This window comes from Bacillus cereus group sp. Bce041, from assembly GCF_052646455.1.
Map to the genome: position 1 here is coordinate 155,083 of NZ_JBQXON010000011.1, position 16,246 is coordinate 171,328.

A 16,246-nucleotide genomic window follows, 5' to 3' on the forward strand; every position below is an offset into this window, starting at 1 on the left:
ATATTCCCTTTCAGCTAGCTGCCATTTCCATATGTATTATTGCGTTTTTACTTTCTTCCCATATTCACGAACGATGTCAAATTTACTATCATCAGATTTAACATATCCTTCATGTGAATATACTTCTTTAATGATTTTGTGACCTTCCTCATTTTTTCCAATTTCAATGAAAGCATCCTGTAATTTCTTGCTCCACTCTTCATCTAAATCAGAACGTACCGAAATCGTATCGTTTGGAATTTTCTCCGTAAATTTCACTATTTTCGTTTGCTCGAATATATTCGGATAATCTTTTTTTACAATATTACGAGCATCTTGGAATACAACAGCTGCATCTACGTCACCATTTAAAAGAGCAATAAGCGACTGATCGTGACCTTTTAATGTAACAGGTTTCACATCTTTTAACGGATCAATTCCCTCTTTTAATAGAACAGCTGCAGGCCATACATACCCTGCTGATGATGTTACGTCTTGATAACCAATCTTTTTACCTTTTAAATCTTTTACACTATTTATATTAGAGTCTTTTTTAACAACAAACTCAGATTTATAATAATCTACTAAATCTTTTGTAGGAGCTCCTGTTTCATCCTCTACTCCAAAACGTTGTGCTTGTAAAATTACATTTGCAGCCTTCTTTTCATGTGCTAATACGTACGCTGTTGGCGGTAAAAATCCTACATCTACTTGTTTAGATGCCATCGCTTCTACAATTGTATTGTAGTTCGTTGAAATACTAACTTTTACTGGAATATTTAACTTATCACTTAATAGCTTCTCAAGCGGTTTTGCCTTCGCCTCTAACGTATCTGCATTTTGAGAAGGAACAAATTGAACATTTAAAGTCTTCGGTACATACCCTTTTTTCGTATCTTCATTTTTACTTGCACTTGATTCCTTCGTTCCACAGCCACTTAATAATCCCGCTGCTAGTACAACTGTTGTGCTCATTGCAAAAACTTTTTTCAACATATTAATGCCTCCATTTTTCATTGTTATAAAATAACCTTTCATAAACATGAAGAAATATATCACATATTTTTACAAATAATTGATTATTTACAGAATCTTTACACATTCTATACACTCACATTAAAATTCTCTTCACATATTTGATATGATGAATTGGAAGATAACAATAGAAAAGGTGAGTCATATTGGAACAAAATCAAACTGTAACTTTAAACATCTTATTAACAAGCGATATACATGGCACTGTTTATCCTATTCACTACCAAGATAACTCCCCAGCAGAACTTGGTTTAGCTAAAATTTCTACTCTTATAAAAAAAGAACGTTCCCAAAATACAAACGTTCTTTTAATTGATAATGGCGACTTTATTCAAGGAACACCATTTACTTATCATTATGTTACATACGAAAAAAACAAAAAAAACCCAATGTCCTTATTAGCAAATTACTTACAGTATGACGCTGCAATTATCGGCAATCATGAGTTTAATTACGGGATGGGTATATTAAATAACGCTGTGACTACTGCGAACTTCCCGTACCTATCAGCAAACATTTTAGATAAAAACATAAAGAAACCTTATTTCGGAAAACCTTATATAATCAAACAGATTGAATCCAATATAAAAATTGCTATTTTAGGGGTGACAACGCACTACATTACCAATTGGGAACAACCCCATCACATTAAAGACTTACAATTTGAAGATGCATTAGAAACAACGAAAAAGTGGGTTTCTTACATTCGCAAACATGAGAAACCAGATTTACTAGTCGTAGCGTATCACGGGGGAGTTGAACGAGATTTACAAACCGGGGTACCGACTGAAGTTTTAACAGGAGAAAACCAAGGATATGCAATGTGCCATGAAATTGACGACATAGATATTTTATTAACAGGCCACCAACACCGGGAAATTGCTCACACAATGGCTAACGGTGTAACAATTTTACAGACCGGATGTAATGGAAACTCAGTTGGAAAAGTAAAAATAACATTCGAAAAAACAAAACATAAATGGGTTAAAAAAGAGAGTTCTTCTGAATTATTATCTGTACAAGGAGTTGAGGCTGACCAAGATGTACTTTCATTGGTAGCCGATTACGAAGAGAAAACACAAAAGTGGCTTGATCAACCTATTGGAATCATTCAGGGGGATATGCAAATTTCAGATGCTATGCAAACTCGTTTGCATGATCATCCTTTTATCGAATTCATAAATAAAATACAGATGGATATAGCTAATGTATCAATTTCTTGTACAAGTTTGTTCCATAATACATCTCCAGGTTTCCCGGAACATGTAACAATGCGTGACATCGTTTCTAATTATATTTATCCAAACACATTAAAAGTAATTAGAATAACTGGAGCGGATATAAAAAATGCTCTTGAACTCTCTGCTTCTTATTTCACATTAAAAACAGATGGATCCATCACCGTAAGTCCTACCTACATAGAACCAAAGCCACAACATTATAATTATGATATGTGGGAAGGGATTTCATACGTATTAAACATTTCAAAACCAATTGGTGAAAGAGTAGAATCTTTACAGTATAACAGTGCTCCTCTTAATATGAATGAAGAATATGACGTTGTAATGAATAATTATCGTGCTAGTGGCGGGGGAAATTTCTTTATGTTTCAAAACAAACCGGTAGTAAAAGATATACCCACAGATATGTCTGAACTTATCGCTAATTATATATTGGAACATAAAACGATAGAAGCAACAGTTAATAACAACTGGAAAGTTATTAAATAACGATTTTTACATATAAAAAAGATGGGCTTCGCCCATCTTTTAATTTAATTTTGCATTATCTTGCTTTTTTAAAGCTTTTAATTTCGTCGGTGTAACATCTGTACCTTCTTCGTTAACAACTTTAATACCTTTAAGTTCGTTTAACATATTTTGACGAAATCCTTTTAAATATTGTTCACGTAGCGATTGACGCTCACGTTGCTCTTCTTCAGTTAAACCTTCAGCTTTTGCTTTTTTCGCTAAGAAGTTAATGCGTTCAACGAGTTCGTGATTAATCATCTCGAATCCCCCTTCTAATCAAAACTGATTATTATCATACAATAGTTACTCTTCTTTATCAAGCAATTGCTTCGTATACTCTACATATCTACGATGTACAGTCGCCTTTGAAACATTATGACCAAATCCACGTAATGTTGCTGCAATTTCTTCAAACGTGAGTTCACTTTTTCGCAAACGTACAATTTCCTCAATCGGCACTTCTTTTTTCTCTCTTCCTACACTTAAATGACGATTTTTTAAATTTTTTTCTGGACGATAACCTTTTTCTACTGCACGTTGCATACCTCGTTTAATTTTCAAATTATGAATCTTTCTTTGATATTCTTCAACAATACCAATAATATCTAATACCATTGAATCAGAATCCGACAATTGTAATTCACCATTATGTGTATGCGTATATACTTTTATGCCTTCTTTATGTAAACAATGCATTAACGCGATCTTCGCATTTCCTCTACCAAGACGCGTTTCATCTTGTATAAGTAACACATCAATTTGTTCGTCTCGAATTGTATCCAACACCTCTAATATACCGTCACGTTCAATTGTATATCCACTAGCCTGCTCTTCAATCACCTTAGTAACATTCATTTGATAGCGCTCAGCTAAATGCAATAATTCATCTTTTTGACGTAATAATGATGTTTCTTGCGCTTCTTTCGTTGTACTCACACGTGCATAAATAATTGCATTCATTTTGAACCCCTCTTTCTCCCTATTATTTCCCTATAGTGTAACATAAATCCGTCATTTGTTCGAACTTATGTTTGTAGAATGTTTTTTCACATGTTATACTTATTAATAAGAAAAATGAAAGAAAACGAGGTGTTAGAAAACATGGAAAAGTTAACGAAACGCCAGCAAGACATTCTCGACTTTATTAAGCTAAAAGTACAAGAAAAAGGATATCCACCTTCCGTACGTGAAATTGGTCAAGCAGTCGGCCTCGCTTCTAGTTCTACAGTGCACGGACATTTATCACGATTAGAAGAAAAAGGATACATTCGACGCGATCCAACAAAACCACGTGCCATTGAAATTTTAGGTGAAGACCGAATGGATACGGAAACACAATCTGTTATTCAAGTTCCAATTGTCGGAAAAGTCACTGCTGGTTTACCAATTACAGCGGTCGAAAGCGTAGAAGAACACTTCCCACTTCCAGCTAGTATTGTTGCTGGAGCAGACCAAGTGTTCATGTTACGTATTTCTGGAGATAGTATGATTGAAGCTGGTATTTTCGATGGAGATTTAGTTGTTGTTCGCCAACAGCAGTCTGCATATAATGGTGAAATTGTAGTCGCTTTAACAGAGGATAACGAAGCAACAGTTAAACGTTTCTATAAAGAAAAAGACCATTTCCGTCTACAACCAGAAAACTCTTCATTAGAACCTATCATTTTAAAACAAGTGTCAGTTATCGGGAAAGTAATTGGCGTATATCGTGATTTACATTAAAAATAACAAAAAGAAGATAATTACCTTATTTATATACGGTAATTATCTTCTTTTTGTATTTTGATAGATTTCCATGCATTCTATTTCTTATTAACGAGTTTCAATCGTCACATCTCCCGCAGCCGTTTTACCGCTAATCTTTTTACTACCATTTCCAATTGTTACATTTTTATTTTCTTCATTAAAAATTGTTACATCTCCAGCAGCACTTTGCCCAGTAATTACCGCATCTTGTGGTTTTTCCGATAAAGTAATATCTATATCTCCCGCAGTTGAACTTGCTTCTAGATTATACTTAGAATCATGATCTTGAATATTTATTTCCCCACTTGTTGTTTTTGCGGTCACTTTCCCTAATACCTTCTTAAAGTTCACCTCACCAGCTTTTGTCGATCCCTCCACATTCTTAGCCGTTACTTGTTTCAACTCTACTTCTCCAGCAAGTGTTCTAACACTTACGCTATCACTTTTCACATCACTCATTTCGATTTGTCCAGCAGATGAATTTACTTTTATATCTTGGTAAGAGCGTTCGGGCACAAGGAGAGTCAATTTAGACGTTTGAAACCTAAAATTGTAAAAAGAAAAATCAAATGAAGCACCTTTTTCTCTTTCCCCAATAATTTTTAATGTGTCACCATCTTCTGCGATACGAATCTCTTGTTTACGTACATCTCCCGATTGCTTTACATAAAAAGAAGAGTCAGGAGATTTTTGGACAATAATATCCCCGGCATCTAACTTAACTTCTATATTTTTTAATGTTTCGTTTTTAATTACATTTTCTTTATCTCCTTTTTCAGCAGTTTGTACTGCTTTTTCATATGTTTGGGAAATTCCTATTACTCCAATAATGATACAAGCGATAGCGATTAAAAATAGTTTTTTCATCATTTACTCTCCTTTTATCATTTTGAAGTTCCATATTACATATCGTACACACAATCTCTTAAACCACTTTGTACTATAAAAAGCGATAATACATAACAATAAACCTACCCCAACAAACGTTATACTAACGAAAAGATCCAACCATATAAAAGTACCCATAAATACTTTTCCAATAACGAAAAATGGTGTTACTACACTAGCAATACCACCGATCCAAAAAGAAAATATAAAAGCAATAATTGCGACTAACGGGCCTAACACAATAATAAAATTAAACAAACTAAGTCCAATCGCTGCCATAACAGCTCTTGTCACATTTGAAGTCGATGGATTTTTTTTCATTTCATCGAAGCGATACATCGCAAGTAATTCTTTCGCGATTACTTTCGGAGAACCAAGGCCCTGTATTATTTCCGATTCAGTTTTCCCCTCTTCTAGTCCAAACTGAAAGTGCTCTTCATAATCCAATAAAATATCTTGCCTCTCTTCCTCTGGTAACTTTCTAAGATAACTTGATAATTCTTTAAGAAACCCTTCTTTACTCATCCCATTCCACCCCTTCAATAATTTCTTGTACCCCTTTCGCAAAATCACGCCATTCTGTTACTAACAAATGAAATTGCGTCTCCCCTTGCTCTGTTAATTGATAATATTTACGAGGTGGCCCTTCCGTAGATTCCTTTAAATACGTTTGAAAATACCCTTCTTTCGTCAAACGACGTAATAAAGGGTATACTGACCCTTCCGATATTAAAAATTTATTAGAAATTTGCTGAACAAGTTCATAACCATAACTATCTTTACGTTTTACAAGTGCTAATACACAAAGTTCAAGCACACCTTTTTTAAACTGAACGTTCAAGTGCCATCCTCCTTTCCTATCTTAGTACTGTTCAATACACGGTACCTGTTTTATCCATAATATACCACTTAGTATTGTTTATTGCAAGGTACTAAACTATATTTATTCCCTAAATTTAGAAAATGAACTAACGAAATCCTGAATAAGACTGTGTTATAACTAAGCATCATTACGTTAATATCATTGAGTGATAATCTGATTCACAAGCCACAAACTTATAGCCTTGCAGATGAGGACATAAAAATCATCGCTCGCGTTGTACAGGCAGTAAAGAATTATTAAGTTATAGCACAAGTGATTTAAAAAAGATAAAATCAATTCTTTTGAAAAGATTTTCTTAGTAACATGATTCAAAATAACCAAAAACAATCCATTATCTAGTAGTTAATATATCCAATAACTTCACTAAAAAAGCCCTGATACCGTAGTATCAAGGCTTTTTTAGTTCATAAATTATATAAAACTTACGTTTATCTGATAATGTTTTTCTATGATATCACTACTTGTTATTAATTATTGGCTTTTATGTGGTTGTTTTTCATTTTGCAACCACATAAAATTGTAATAATAGGGAATTAAAAAACCCTTGATACTAGTTGTATCAAGGGTTCAAGCCTCTTAGTATAGAGACATATATTGATCGCGTTCCCATTGGTGAACTTGTGTTCTAAAGATATCCCACTCAATCTCTTTCGCTTCGATGAAGTGCTCAAGTAAGTGTTCTCCTAGTGCACCGCATACTACTTCATTAGATTGTAATGTAACTAATGCTTGCGCTAATGTTGCTGGTAAGTCAACGATACCTGCTTCTTCGCGCTCTTCTTTTGTCATTACATAGATGTTACGATCTACTGCTGCTGGTGGAGTTAATTTGTTTTTAATTCCATCAAGACCTGCAGCTAATAATGTAGCCATTACTAAATATGGGTTTGCAGCTGGGTCAACACTACGCACTTCTACGCGTGTACTAATACCACGAGATGCAGGGATACGTACTAACGGACTACGGTTTTGTGCAGACCATGCTACGTAACAAGGCGCTTCATATCCAGGTACTAGACGTTTATATGAGTTTACAGTTGGGTTTGCTATCGCTGTAAATGCTGGTGCATGTTTTAAAATACCTGCGATGAAGTGACGAGCATCATCACTTAATTGTAAGTCACCGTTTGCATCAAAGAATACGTTCTCACCATTTTTAAATAATGATAAGTTACAGTGCATACCTGAACCGTTCACACCGTATAGTGGTTTTGGCATAAACGTTGCGTGTAAACCATGTTTACGAGCAATTGTTTTTACAACAAGTTTGAATGTTTGAATGTCATCACATGAGCGAATTGCATTTGCATATTTAAAGTCAATTTCGTGCTGTCCTGGAGCAACCTCATGGTGAGATGCTTCAATTTCAAATCCCATTTCTTCAAGTTCAAGAACGATATCACGACGACAGTTTTCCCCTAGATCCATCGGCGCAAGGTCGAAGTATCCACCGTTATCGTTTAGTTCTAATGTTGGATTTCCTTTTTCATCAACCTTAAATAGGAAGAATTCTGGCTCTGGTCCAAGATTGAAGTCTGAAAATCCTAAAGCTTCCATTTCTTTTAACACACGTTTTAAGTTGTTACGTGGGTCTCCATCAAATGGAGTGCCATCTGCATTGTAAATATCACAGATTAGTCGAGCTACTTTACCTTTTTCAGCTGTCCAAGGGAAAATTACCCAAGTGTCTAAATCAGGATATAAATACATATCAGACTCTTCAATACGTACGAAACCTTCAATCGAAGATCCATCAAACATCATTTTGTTATCAAGAGCTTTCGTTAATTGTCTCACTGGAATCTCTACGTTTTTAATTACCCCTAAAAGGTCCGTAAATTGTAAACGGATATACTTTACATTCTCTTCTTTCGCCAAACGGAAAATATCTTCTTTTGTGTATCTAGACATTATAAATTCCTCCTTAGTCCCTCTAATCGCCTTCAGAATCAGTTATCTTTAGTGAAAAAATCTTGAAATGTCACCTTGTCGCAATGAAGTTCGATTGAATCTACCTGTATGTTGTAGTTCATCTCGAAGTATTTTGCGAAGCTCAGTTTTTGAAATTTCTTTCGTTTCTTCTTTTACTTTCACTGCTTCTGTTTGATTTTCTTTCATTAGTAACACTTGTTTAATACCAGCCATATTCAAGCCTTGATCTAACAAATCTTTAATTTCTAACAACTTATCTACATCGTTAAATGAAAATAATCTACGATTCCCTTTTGTACGGGTTGGAGAAACAAGATTATGCTCTTCATAGTAGCGAATTTGACGTGCAGACAATTGTGTTAAATCCATAACAATACCAATAGGAAACAGCGGGGCAGAACGTCTATCTTCTTTCATTTTTCAGTTCCTCCTTCGCCTTAACTGCTTCTCATTTTATACCATGTTATGTTTAGTGTCAATAGATGTTAGCTTTTCTTACATGATTTTTTATAATTTTTTTTATAAATTTTTTCATTCTTTTTTCTAATCGCATAAATTATTACTTTTATACGAAAAAAGCTGCCGACATCGACAGCTTCCCTTTAAGAAATTGTTAATAAATTCTTTTCAATCAATTCGTCAATCGCAGAACAAATCGCAATTTTAACATGCGAATACGTTAAGCCACCTTGCACATACGCAACATATGGCGGTCTAATTGGACCATCAGCAGACAATTCAATGCTTGCACCTTGAATAAACGTTCCCGCCGCCATGATTACATCATCTTCATAACCTGGCATATAGTTTGCATACGGAGTAAAATGCGAATTAATTGGAGATGCATATTGAATCGCTTGGCAGAAGGCAATCATACGGTCTTTATCATCAAATTGAACCGATTGAATTAAGTCTGTTCTTGGTGCATTCCACGCTGGTGACGTGTTCATTCCTAACTTTTCTAAAAACGCAGCTGTAAAAATCGCACCTTTCAGCGCTTGCCCTGCAACATGTGGCGCTAAGAAGAACCCTTGATACATTTCTTGCAGACTGTATAAAGACGCTCCAGCTTCCGCACCAATTCCCGGAGATGTTAAACGATATGCACACGCTTCAACATACTGTTCTTTCCCGACAATATAACCACCAGTTTTAACAATTCCGCCGCCCGGGTTTTTAATAAGCGAACCCGCCATTAAATCTGCACCAACATGACATGGCTCTTGCTCTTCAATAAACTCGCCATAACAGTTATCTACAAACACAACAACATCAGGTTTAATTTCTTTAACAAACGCGATCATCTCTTTAATTTGAGAAATAGTAAACGATGGACGAGTAGCATAACCTTTCGAGCGCTGAATACCGATCATTTTCGTATTATTATGAATCGCTGCTGCAACAGCCTCAAAATCAACAAGCCCAGCACTAGTTAGCGGAACTGCATTGTAACCGATATTATATTCTTTAAATGAACCTACACCTTTCCCACGTACACCAACAATTTCCTCTAACGTATCATACGGTTTCCCAGTGATATACAATAACTCATCTCCCGGGCGTAAAATACCAAATAACGCTGTAGAGATAGCGTGAGTACCTGAAATAATTTGCGGACGAACAAGTCCAGCTTCCGCCCCAAATACATCAGCATACACTTTTTCTAACGTATCACGGCCAATATCATCATAACCATAACCTGTTGTCGGGATAAAATGCGAGTCACTAATTTTATGTTTCCGAAAACTTTCTAATACACGAAACTGATTACTTTCAATCACTTCATCCGCACGTTTATGTACTTCTGTAATCTGACTCTCTACTTCTTTTACAATTGGAGCAATTTTTTCTCCATTTTTCAAACGATCAAACATTTTTATTTTCTCCTTCTTCCACTAAAAATCTCTTTAATTGCACATTAAGCGATGAATGAGTAAAAATATACCCTGCACAATCATATACAAATTTATCTTCTAGAAACTCCATCTTTGCTAATAGAGTTTCCGTCTTTAAAAGCGTTAACAACTTACCTTCACTCGGAGGGATTTCCACTCGATAACAATCCATTTCTTTCTTCATCTTCGTTTCTATCGCTTCTTTTATACGCAATAAATCACTTTCTTCAAAAGCACTAGTCATTAAGAAATCACTTTTCGGAAACGGAATAAAGTTTTGATGTAATTCATCTTTTTTATTATATAACGTAATAATAGGAATATGGTTAATTTCAAGTTCTGATAATAATCGTTTTACTGTTTTTTCATGCCCTATGTAGTTAGGATCCGCGGAATCAACTACATGTAAAATGACATCTGCTTCCCCCGCTTCTTCTAGTGTCGAACGAAAAGCAGCGATTAATGAAGTGGGTAAATCTTGTATAAAACCAACAGTATCAGTTAGTAATACTGTATAACCAGAAGGTAACGGCATCTTCCTCGTCGTTGGGTCTAATGTTGCAAACAGAAGGTTTTCTTCAAACGTATCAGCTTCCGTTAATCTATTAAACAGTGTCGATTTCCCTGCATTTGTATACCCTATTAACGAAACTTGAAATACTTTATTATCTTTTCTTCTCTCTCGATATCTTTTTCGATGTTCCACAACAACTGCAAGTTGTTTCTTTATTTCATCAATACGGGATCGAATATGACGACGATCCGTCTCTAATTTCGTCTCACCTGGTCCTCTCGTTCCAATACCACCACCAAGACGCGATAAGGACAATCCTTGCCCCATAAGACGCGGCATTGTATATTGCAACTGAGCTAATTCTACTTGAAGCTTACCTTCCCTCGACTTCGCACGTTGCGCAAAAATATCCAGTATTAGTTGCGTTCGATCAATTACTCTCGCATTTAATACTGAGGATAAATTCCGAATTTGACTCGGCGTTAATTCATTATTAAATACAATAACATCCGGCTCTAATTCTTGAGTTAACATTGTAAGCTCTTCTAATTTCCCTTTACCTATGTAAGTTGCCGGATGAAACTTTGGTCGTTTTTGCGTTGTTGACACTAACAATTCTGCTCGTGCAGTCTTCGCTAGTGATGCAAGCTCTTTCATGGAATGCATAAATTTTTCATCATCATCTTGTGGCAATTGACAGCCTACTAATATGACTTTTTCTTTTTCTTCCATCAAATATGTTCACTCATCCTTTTCGAAATTTAAACCTTCTAATATAATAGCAGAGGAAGCACATTTCATCTAGTTAGCGGGGGAGAAAATTCATGGCATGGGAGATTTTTAGCATCATAGGCACAATCGCTTTCGCACTAAGCGGAGCCATTGTTGCAATGGAAGAGGATTATGATATTTTCGGGGTGTATATTTTAGGAATGGCAACCGCATTTGGGGGAGGTGCCCTTCGTAATTTATTAATCGGTTATCCGATTGTCGCGTTTTGGCAACAAGACATGTTATTCCAAATCGCACTTTTATCAATGACTATTATTTTTCTTTTTCCAAATAAGTTAATTAGACATTGGAAAAAGTGGGAAAATATCACTGACGCTATCGGCTTATCAGCATTTGCTGTACAAGGAGCATTATATGCTCAAAAATTAAATTTACCAATTAGCGCCACAATCGTGGCAGCTGTTTTAACTGGTATCGGCGGTGGTATCATTCGCGACCTTTTAGCCCGCAGAAAACCTCTCGTTCTTCGAGCTGAAGTATATGCCTTTTGGACAATTTTAGCAGGTTTTTTAATTGGCGCTCAAATTATTGTTAGCGATTGGGCTCTTTACATTTTATTCATTTTAATTGTTTGCTTCCGCATGGTTTCTATTCATTACAAATGGCATTTACCACACAGACGTATCGAAACGAAAGAACGTTCAATCCATAAATAGCAATCTAACCTCTTTACATATCGTAAAGAGGTTTTTCTTTTCTAACGATTTTTTCTTTATATAATGTTTATACTAATTTTTAAAGTGAGGTGAATACAAATGACAAACCACGTTAATAAAGGAGCTCAAAAAAGTTCAGTAAACCAATTTGGACACGATCCTAATTCAGCACACGAAAAGAGCGCTAAAATGGAACGCTTCCATAAAGCGCACCAAGAAAAAGCAAAAAAAGAGTAAACGAACTTATACACAAAAATAGACGCACAGTTTATGTACTGTGCGTCTCCTCTTCGAGCATCAAATCCATACTCGATATTCCAATTAAATCATTTTTATCATACGTATCTTCTTGCAACAACCGCATCGCCTGTGTACGAATTGATTTTTCAACAATATTCCGTACATACCGCCCATTACTAAACGATGTAATTTGCGACGAATACTTCACCGCATGTAAATGATCCCTAAATTTCCATTCAGCTTCTTTTGATAACTGATATTCACGATCTTCATACATTCTCTTTCCAATTTCCAATAGCTGATTTACCGAGTAATCCGCAAATTCAATAATAAATGGAAAACGAGATTGCAGCCCTGGATTTAATGAAAGAAAGTGATTCATCTCTCTTGAATATCCAGCTAAAATCAATACAAAACCATGTTGTTTATCTTCCATATGTTTTACAAGCGTATCAATTGCTTCTTTTCCAAAGTCCTTCTCTCCTCCTCGAGCTAAAGAATACGCCTCATCAATAAACAAAATACCTCCCATTGCTTTTTTTATTAAGTCTCTTGTTTTTTGAGCTGTATGGCCGATGTACTCTCCTACAAGATCAGCACGTTCAGCTTCAACCAAGTGGCCTTTCGATAGAATATTCATCTCAAACAGCAATTTTCCTATCATTCTAGCAACAGTTGTCTTCCCTGTACCCGGATTCCCTTTAAACAGCATATGAAGCACTTGCTTCTCAGACTTCAATCCCTTCTCTTGTCTTTTTTTATTCACATAAATCCAAGCATATATTTCTTTTATTATCTTTTTTATATCATCCATCCCAACAAGCTTCCCCATCTCTTCTTCAATTCTCTGCAGCATTTCATGTTTAATTGTAGTTTCATTTGAAATTACCGTTTTATTTTCTGCGGCTGGCAAAGAAATTTTCTTTCGATGGTTTAACACAATATTAATTTGATTGTTGTTTTTCTTTCGCATCGATTGTTCCATACAATCACCTCATTTTATCCACTCACCAAATATTATTATTCCTGTCCCCCTTGTAAATGCCTATTTTCAGAAAAGTTTGCTATAATATAAGAAATAATTAAGGTGGTGGGACTATGGAGACAACGGAATTCCATGATACAATACAAGCCTTTTCTATTTTTTTATTGAATAAAGGCCGAAAACCCTCAACTATTAAACGTTATGTTTATGACGTTGAAGACTTCGGACATTGGTTAGAAAAAAACAAAAAGCTCCCTTCCAGTAATATATGGGCTACACTTTGTACAAAAGACTACGAAGATTACTTTTCCGATTTAAAAACGAATCGACATTACTCAGAAAAAACGATGCATCGTGTATTTATTGTACTAAATAGAATGCATCATTTTCTAAACATTCCTAACCCGTTGAAAAATATGGAAATTTCTATTCAACCAGACCGTACACTTCGTAACGAAGATTTCATTTCACCTGATGAAGAAAAAAGGTTAAAGTATATAGTCACTTCATTAGAAGGACTTTCAGAAAAACAACTTCCTGTGCGCCCTTTATTAATGGATCGCAATATTGCTATTTTAAATCTATTGATTGACTACGGTTTATCCTTACAAGAACTTACAGCATTAACAATGCATCACGTTCACTTTGAAACTAACACATTATCAATCCCAGCAACCGCAGGTGTAGAAAGAACAATTACATTAGCAAAAGAAGACAAAAAACAACTATATAATTATTACAAAAGCATCCCGGAACCAGTTCGTCCTAAATACCATAGTGATGATCCATTATTTGTCGCATTCGATTTTAACCGTGGAACATACAGGTGGGTATATGAAAATGATGCACCAAAGGCATTAACGGAAATTGCTATACAAAAAATGATTCGCCTCGAAGTGGCTAGAGCCAATTTACGTAAAGGAATTTCAGGACAACATTTTCGTAACACCTATATTTTAAACTTAATAAAAAAAGAAACTCCTGAATCAGAAATTATAAAACTCGCTGGATTCAAATCAAAAATTTCATTAAAGCGATATTATCAATACGCAGAAAATAGAAAAAACGCCTTATTGTAAGGCGTTTTTTCTATTTTTTCTTTAAACAAACGATTTTATTATGACCATTTAACTAATTTCTGCATCTACTATGATGAGTTTCGTTCACATTTTCGTGAGAAAGGAGAGATTTAATGTCTCGTTATAACGACAATCAAAACAAATTCTCCAAACCATGCTTTCCAAGTAGCGCCGGACGAATTCCAAATACTCCATCAATCCCAATTACTAAAGCTCAACTTAGAACATTTCGTGCGATTATTATTGATTTAACAAAAATAATCCCAAAACTTTTCGCAAATCCATCTCCCCAAAATATTGAAGATCTAATCGATACATTGAACCTACTGAGTAAATTTATTTGTTCACTAGACGCTACTTCCTCCCTGAAAGCACAAGGGTTAGCTATTATTAAAAACTTAATAACTATATTAAGAAATCCAACCTTTGTAGCAAGCGCTGTATTTATTGAGCTTCAAAATCTCATTAACTATTTACTATACATTACAAAATTATTCCGAATTGACCCTTGCACACTTCAAGAGCTCCTTAAATTAATAGCAGCATTACAAACTGCTCTAGTTAATTCTGCTTCGTTCATTCAAGGACCTACCGGACCTACTGGACCAGCAGGCGCTACTGGTGCCACTGGGCCTCGAGGTAACACGGGCGCTACTGGACCTACCGGTGCCACTGGGCCTCGAGGTAACACGGGCGCTACTGGACCTACCGGTGCCACTGGGCCTCGAGGTAACACGGGCACTACTGGTGCCACTGGACCTCAAGGTAACACGGGCGCTACTGGACCTCAAGGTAACACAGGTGCTACTGGTGCCACTGGACCTCGAGGTAACACGGGCGCTACTGGCGCTACTGGACCTCAAGGTAACACAGGTGCTACTGGTGCCACTGGACCTCAGGGTGTTCAAGGTAACACAGGTGCTACCGGCGCTACTGGTGCTACTGGATCTCAAGGTAACACGGGTGCCACTGGCGCTACTGGTATAGGAGTTACCGGACCTACTGGACCTCAAGGTAACACAGGTGCTACTGGCGCTACTGGTGCTACTGGACCTCAAGGTGTTCAAGGTAACACAGGTGCTACCGGCGCTACTGGTGCTACTGGACCTCAAGGTGTTCAAGGTAACACAGGTGCTACCGGCGCTACTGGCGCTACTGGACCTCAAGGTGTTCAAGGTAACACAGGTGCTACCGGCGCTACTGGTGCTACTGGACCTCAGGGTGTTCAAGGTAACACAGGTGCTACCGGCGCTACTGGCGCTACTGGACCTCAAGGTGTTCAAGGTAACACAGGTGCTACCGGCGCTACTGGTGCTACTGGACCTCAAGGTGTTCAAGGTAACACAGGTGCTACCGGCGCTACTGGACCTCAAGGTAACACAGGTGCTACCGGCGCTACTGGTGCTACCGGCGCTACTGGTGCTACTGGACCTCAAGGTGTTCAAGGTAACACAGGTGCTACCGGCGCTACTGGACCTCAAGGTAACACAGGTGCTACCGGCGCTACTGGCGCTACTGGACCTCAAGGTGTTCAAGGTAACACAGGTGCTACCGGCGCTACTGGTGCTACTGGACCTCAGGGTGTTCAAGGTAACACAGGTGCTACCGGCGCTACTGGCGCTACTGGACCTCAAGGTGTTCAAGGTAACACAGGTGCTACCGGCGCTACTGGCGCTACTGGACCTCAAGGTGTTCAAGGTAACACAGGTGCTACCGGCGCTACTGGTGCTACCGGCGCTACTGGTGCTACTGGACCTCAGGGTGTTCAAGGTAACACAGGTGCTACCGGCGCTACTGGACCTCAAGGTGTTCAAGGTAACACAGGTGCTACCGGCGCTACTGGTGCTACTGGACCTCAAGGTGTTCAAGGT

The 16,246-nt window shown here is 36.9% G+C and carries 17 protein-coding genes and 1 pseudogene; 7 read left to right on the top strand and 11 right to left on the bottom strand.

Annotated elements, in window-relative coordinates:
- Positions 1-36: 36 nt before the first annotated feature.
- Entirely contained in the window at positions 37-975 is a 939-nt protein-coding gene (locus tag ACUN13_RS25415) for a phosphate/phosphite/phosphonate ABC transporter substrate-binding protein (RefSeq protein ID WP_000915065.1), read from the bottom strand.
- 185 nt (positions 976-1,160) lie between these two features.
- Between ACUN13_RS25415 and ACUN13_RS25420 the strand changes: the two genes are divergently transcribed.
- Positions 1,161-2,744, top strand: coding sequence for a bifunctional metallophosphatase/5'-nucleotidase (locus ACUN13_RS25420; RefSeq protein WP_086401140.1), 1,584 nt, complete (start codon positions 1,161-1,163; stop codon positions 2,742-2,744).
- A 39-nt stretch (positions 2,745-2,783) separates the two neighbouring features.
- Here ACUN13_RS25420 and ACUN13_RS25425 read toward each other — a convergent pair whose 3' ends face one another.
- Together ACUN13_RS25425 and ACUN13_RS25430 are read right to left on the bottom strand one after the other, a co-directional pair.
- Positions 2,784-3,023 carry a DUF896 domain-containing protein gene (locus tag ACUN13_RS25425; protein WP_000607015.1) on the bottom strand — a complete coding sequence of 80 codons (240 nt, stop codon included), beginning with the start codon at positions 3,021-3,023 and terminating at the stop codon, positions 2,784-2,786.
- 45 nt (positions 3,024-3,068) lie between these two features.
- Positions 3,069-3,725 (bottom strand): YneB family resolvase-like protein, encoded by a 657-nt coding sequence (locus tag ACUN13_RS25430; RefSeq protein WP_000991469.1) that lies wholly within the window; start codon positions 3,723-3,725, stop codon positions 3,069-3,071.
- A gap of 141 nt (positions 3,726-3,866) precedes the next feature.
- On the opposite strand from ACUN13_RS25430, the gene lexA reads away from it, so the two are divergent.
- Positions 3,867-4,487 carry a transcriptional repressor LexA gene (lexA, locus tag ACUN13_RS25435; RefSeq protein WP_000413738.1) on the top strand — a complete coding sequence of 207 codons (621 nt, stop codon included), beginning with the start codon at positions 3,867-3,869 and terminating at the stop codon, positions 4,485-4,487.
- Positions 4,488-4,577: 90 nt separating this feature from the next.
- Here lexA and ACUN13_RS25440 read toward each other — a convergent pair whose 3' ends face one another.
- Genes ACUN13_RS25440 through ACUN13_RS25450 form a run of 3 tightly spaced genes read right to left on the bottom strand, consistent with a single transcriptional unit; the run spans position 4,578 to position 6,240 of the window.
- A complete protein-coding gene (locus tag ACUN13_RS25440; RefSeq protein ID WP_098214150.1) occupies positions 4,578-5,381 on the bottom strand; it encodes a DUF4097 family beta strand repeat-containing protein in 804 nt (267 codons plus the stop codon).
- Positions 5,382-5,924 carry a DUF1700 domain-containing protein gene (locus ACUN13_RS25445; RefSeq protein WP_000031383.1) on the bottom strand — a complete coding sequence of 181 codons (543 nt, stop codon included), beginning with the start codon at positions 5,922-5,924 and terminating at the stop codon, positions 5,382-5,384. It lies immediately after the preceding gene.
- Positions 5,917-6,240 (bottom strand): PadR family transcriptional regulator, encoded by a 324-nt coding sequence (locus ACUN13_RS25450; protein WP_001102628.1) that lies wholly within the window; start codon positions 6,238-6,240, stop codon positions 5,917-5,919. Before ACUN13_RS25450 ends, ACUN13_RS25445 begins: the two co-directional genes overlap by 8 nt.
- A gap of 162 nt (positions 6,241-6,402) precedes the next feature.
- Here ACUN13_RS25450 and ACUN13_RS25455 point away from each other — a divergent pair.
- A pseudogene (locus ACUN13_RS25455) lies at positions 6,403-6,522 on the top strand (LexA family protein); the annotation flags it as partial.
- 336 nt (positions 6,523-6,858) lie between these two features.
- Here ACUN13_RS25455 and glnA read toward each other — a convergent pair.
- The 4 genes from glnA to hflX form a co-directional block, all read right to left on the bottom strand.
- Positions 6,859-8,193 carry a type I glutamate--ammonia ligase gene (gene glnA / locus ACUN13_RS25460; RefSeq protein ID WP_000092763.1) on the bottom strand — a complete coding sequence of 445 codons (1,335 nt, stop codon included), beginning with the start codon at positions 8,191-8,193 and terminating at the stop codon, positions 6,859-6,861.
- A gap of 48 nt (positions 8,194-8,241) precedes the next feature.
- Positions 8,242-8,631: a transcriptional repressor GlnR gene (gene glnR / locus ACUN13_RS25465; RefSeq protein WP_000656783.1), complete on the bottom strand. Its 390-nt coding sequence runs from the start codon at positions 8,629-8,631 to the stop codon at positions 8,242-8,244.
- 185 nt (positions 8,632-8,816) lie between these two features.
- Complete coding sequence (locus ACUN13_RS25470; protein WP_025686811.1) at positions 8,817-10,088, bottom strand: methionine gamma-lyase family protein; 1,272 nt, start codon at positions 10,086-10,088, stop codon at positions 8,817-8,819.
- Positions 10,081-11,355 (bottom strand): GTPase HflX, encoded by a 1,275-nt coding sequence (gene hflX, locus ACUN13_RS25475; RefSeq protein ID WP_025686812.1) that lies wholly within the window; start codon positions 11,353-11,355, stop codon positions 10,081-10,083. The genes ACUN13_RS25470 and hflX overlap by 8 nt, the downstream gene beginning before the upstream one ends.
- A gap of 92 nt (positions 11,356-11,447) precedes the next feature.
- On the opposite strand from hflX, the gene ACUN13_RS25480 reads away from it, so the two are divergent.
- Positions 11,448-12,071: a trimeric intracellular cation channel family protein gene (locus tag ACUN13_RS25480; RefSeq protein ID WP_000312266.1), complete on the top strand. Its 624-nt coding sequence runs from the start codon at positions 11,448-11,450 to the stop codon at positions 12,069-12,071.
- A 99-nt stretch (positions 12,072-12,170) separates the two neighbouring features.
- Positions 12,171-12,308, top strand: coding sequence for a hypothetical protein (locus ACUN13_RS25485; RefSeq protein ID WP_000181505.1), 138 nt, complete (start codon positions 12,171-12,173; stop codon positions 12,306-12,308).
- Positions 12,309-12,339: 31 nt separating this feature from the next.
- Here ACUN13_RS25485 and spoVK read toward each other — a convergent pair whose 3' ends face one another.
- Positions 12,340-13,296 (bottom strand): stage V sporulation protein K, encoded by a 957-nt coding sequence (gene spoVK, locus ACUN13_RS25490; RefSeq protein WP_000438177.1) that lies wholly within the window; start codon positions 13,294-13,296, stop codon positions 12,340-12,342.
- Between the two features lie 113 nt (positions 13,297-13,409).
- Here spoVK and ACUN13_RS25495 point away from each other — a divergent pair, with 113 nt between their 5' ends.
- Positions 13,410-14,375 (top strand): tyrosine-type recombinase/integrase, encoded by a 966-nt coding sequence (locus ACUN13_RS25495; protein WP_000450326.1) that lies wholly within the window; start codon positions 13,410-13,412, stop codon positions 14,373-14,375.
- Positions 14,376-14,488: 113 nt separating this feature from the next.
- The coding region (locus ACUN13_RS25500) for a collagen-like repeat preface domain-containing protein (protein WP_445424013.1) at positions 14,489-16,246 on the top strand (1,758 nt) is incomplete at its 3' end.

What these genes read in the sequence shown, in the direction of transcription:
- glnR (WP_000656783.1), bottom strand. Translation starts at nt 8,631, where the DNA reads ATGAAAGAAGATAGACGTTCTGCCCCGCTGTTTCCTATTGGTATTGTT.
- ACUN13_RS25470 (WP_025686811.1), bottom strand. Translation starts at nt 10,088, where the DNA reads ATGTTTGATCGTTTGAAAAATGGAGAAAAAATTGCTCCAATTGTAAAA.
- ACUN13_RS25415 (WP_000915065.1), bottom strand. Translation starts at nt 975, where the DNA reads ATGTTGAAAAAAGTTTTTGCAATGAGCACAACAGTTGTACTAGCAGCG.
- ACUN13_RS25440 (WP_098214150.1), bottom strand. Translation starts at nt 5,381, where the DNA reads ATGATGAAAAAACTATTTTTAATCGCTATCGCTTGTATCATTATTGGA.
- lexA (WP_000413738.1), top strand. Translation starts at nt 3,867, where the DNA reads ATGGAAAAGTTAACGAAACGCCAGCAAGACATTCTCGACTTTATTAAG.
- ACUN13_RS25485 (WP_000181505.1), top strand. Translation starts at nt 12,171, where the DNA reads ATGACAAACCACGTTAATAAAGGAGCTCAAAAAAGTTCAGTAAACCAA.
- ACUN13_RS25495 (WP_000450326.1), top strand. Translation starts at nt 13,410, where the DNA reads ATGGAGACAACGGAATTCCATGATACAATACAAGCCTTTTCTATTTTT.
- ACUN13_RS25445 (WP_000031383.1), bottom strand. Translation starts at nt 5,924, where the DNA reads ATGAGTAAAGAAGGGTTTCTTAAAGAATTATCAAGTTATCTTAGAAAG.
- ACUN13_RS25430 (WP_000991469.1), bottom strand. Translation starts at nt 3,725, where the DNA reads ATGAATGCAATTATTTATGCACGTGTGAGTACAACGAAAGAAGCGCAA.
- spoVK (WP_000438177.1), bottom strand. Translation starts at nt 13,296, where the DNA reads ATGGAACAATCGATGCGAAAGAAAAACAACAATCAAATTAATATTGTG.
- glnA (WP_000092763.1), bottom strand. Translation starts at nt 8,193, where the DNA reads ATGTCTAGATACACAAAAGAAGATATTTTCCGTTTGGCGAAAGAAGAG.
- ACUN13_RS25425 (WP_000607015.1), bottom strand. Translation starts at nt 3,023, where the DNA reads ATGATTAATCACGAACTCGTTGAACGCATTAACTTCTTAGCGAAAAAA.
- ACUN13_RS25480 (WP_000312266.1), top strand. Translation starts at nt 11,448, where the DNA reads ATGGCATGGGAGATTTTTAGCATCATAGGCACAATCGCTTTCGCACTA.
- hflX (WP_025686812.1), bottom strand. Translation starts at nt 11,355, where the DNA reads ATGGAAGAAAAAGAAAAAGTCATATTAGTAGGCTGTCAATTGCCACAA.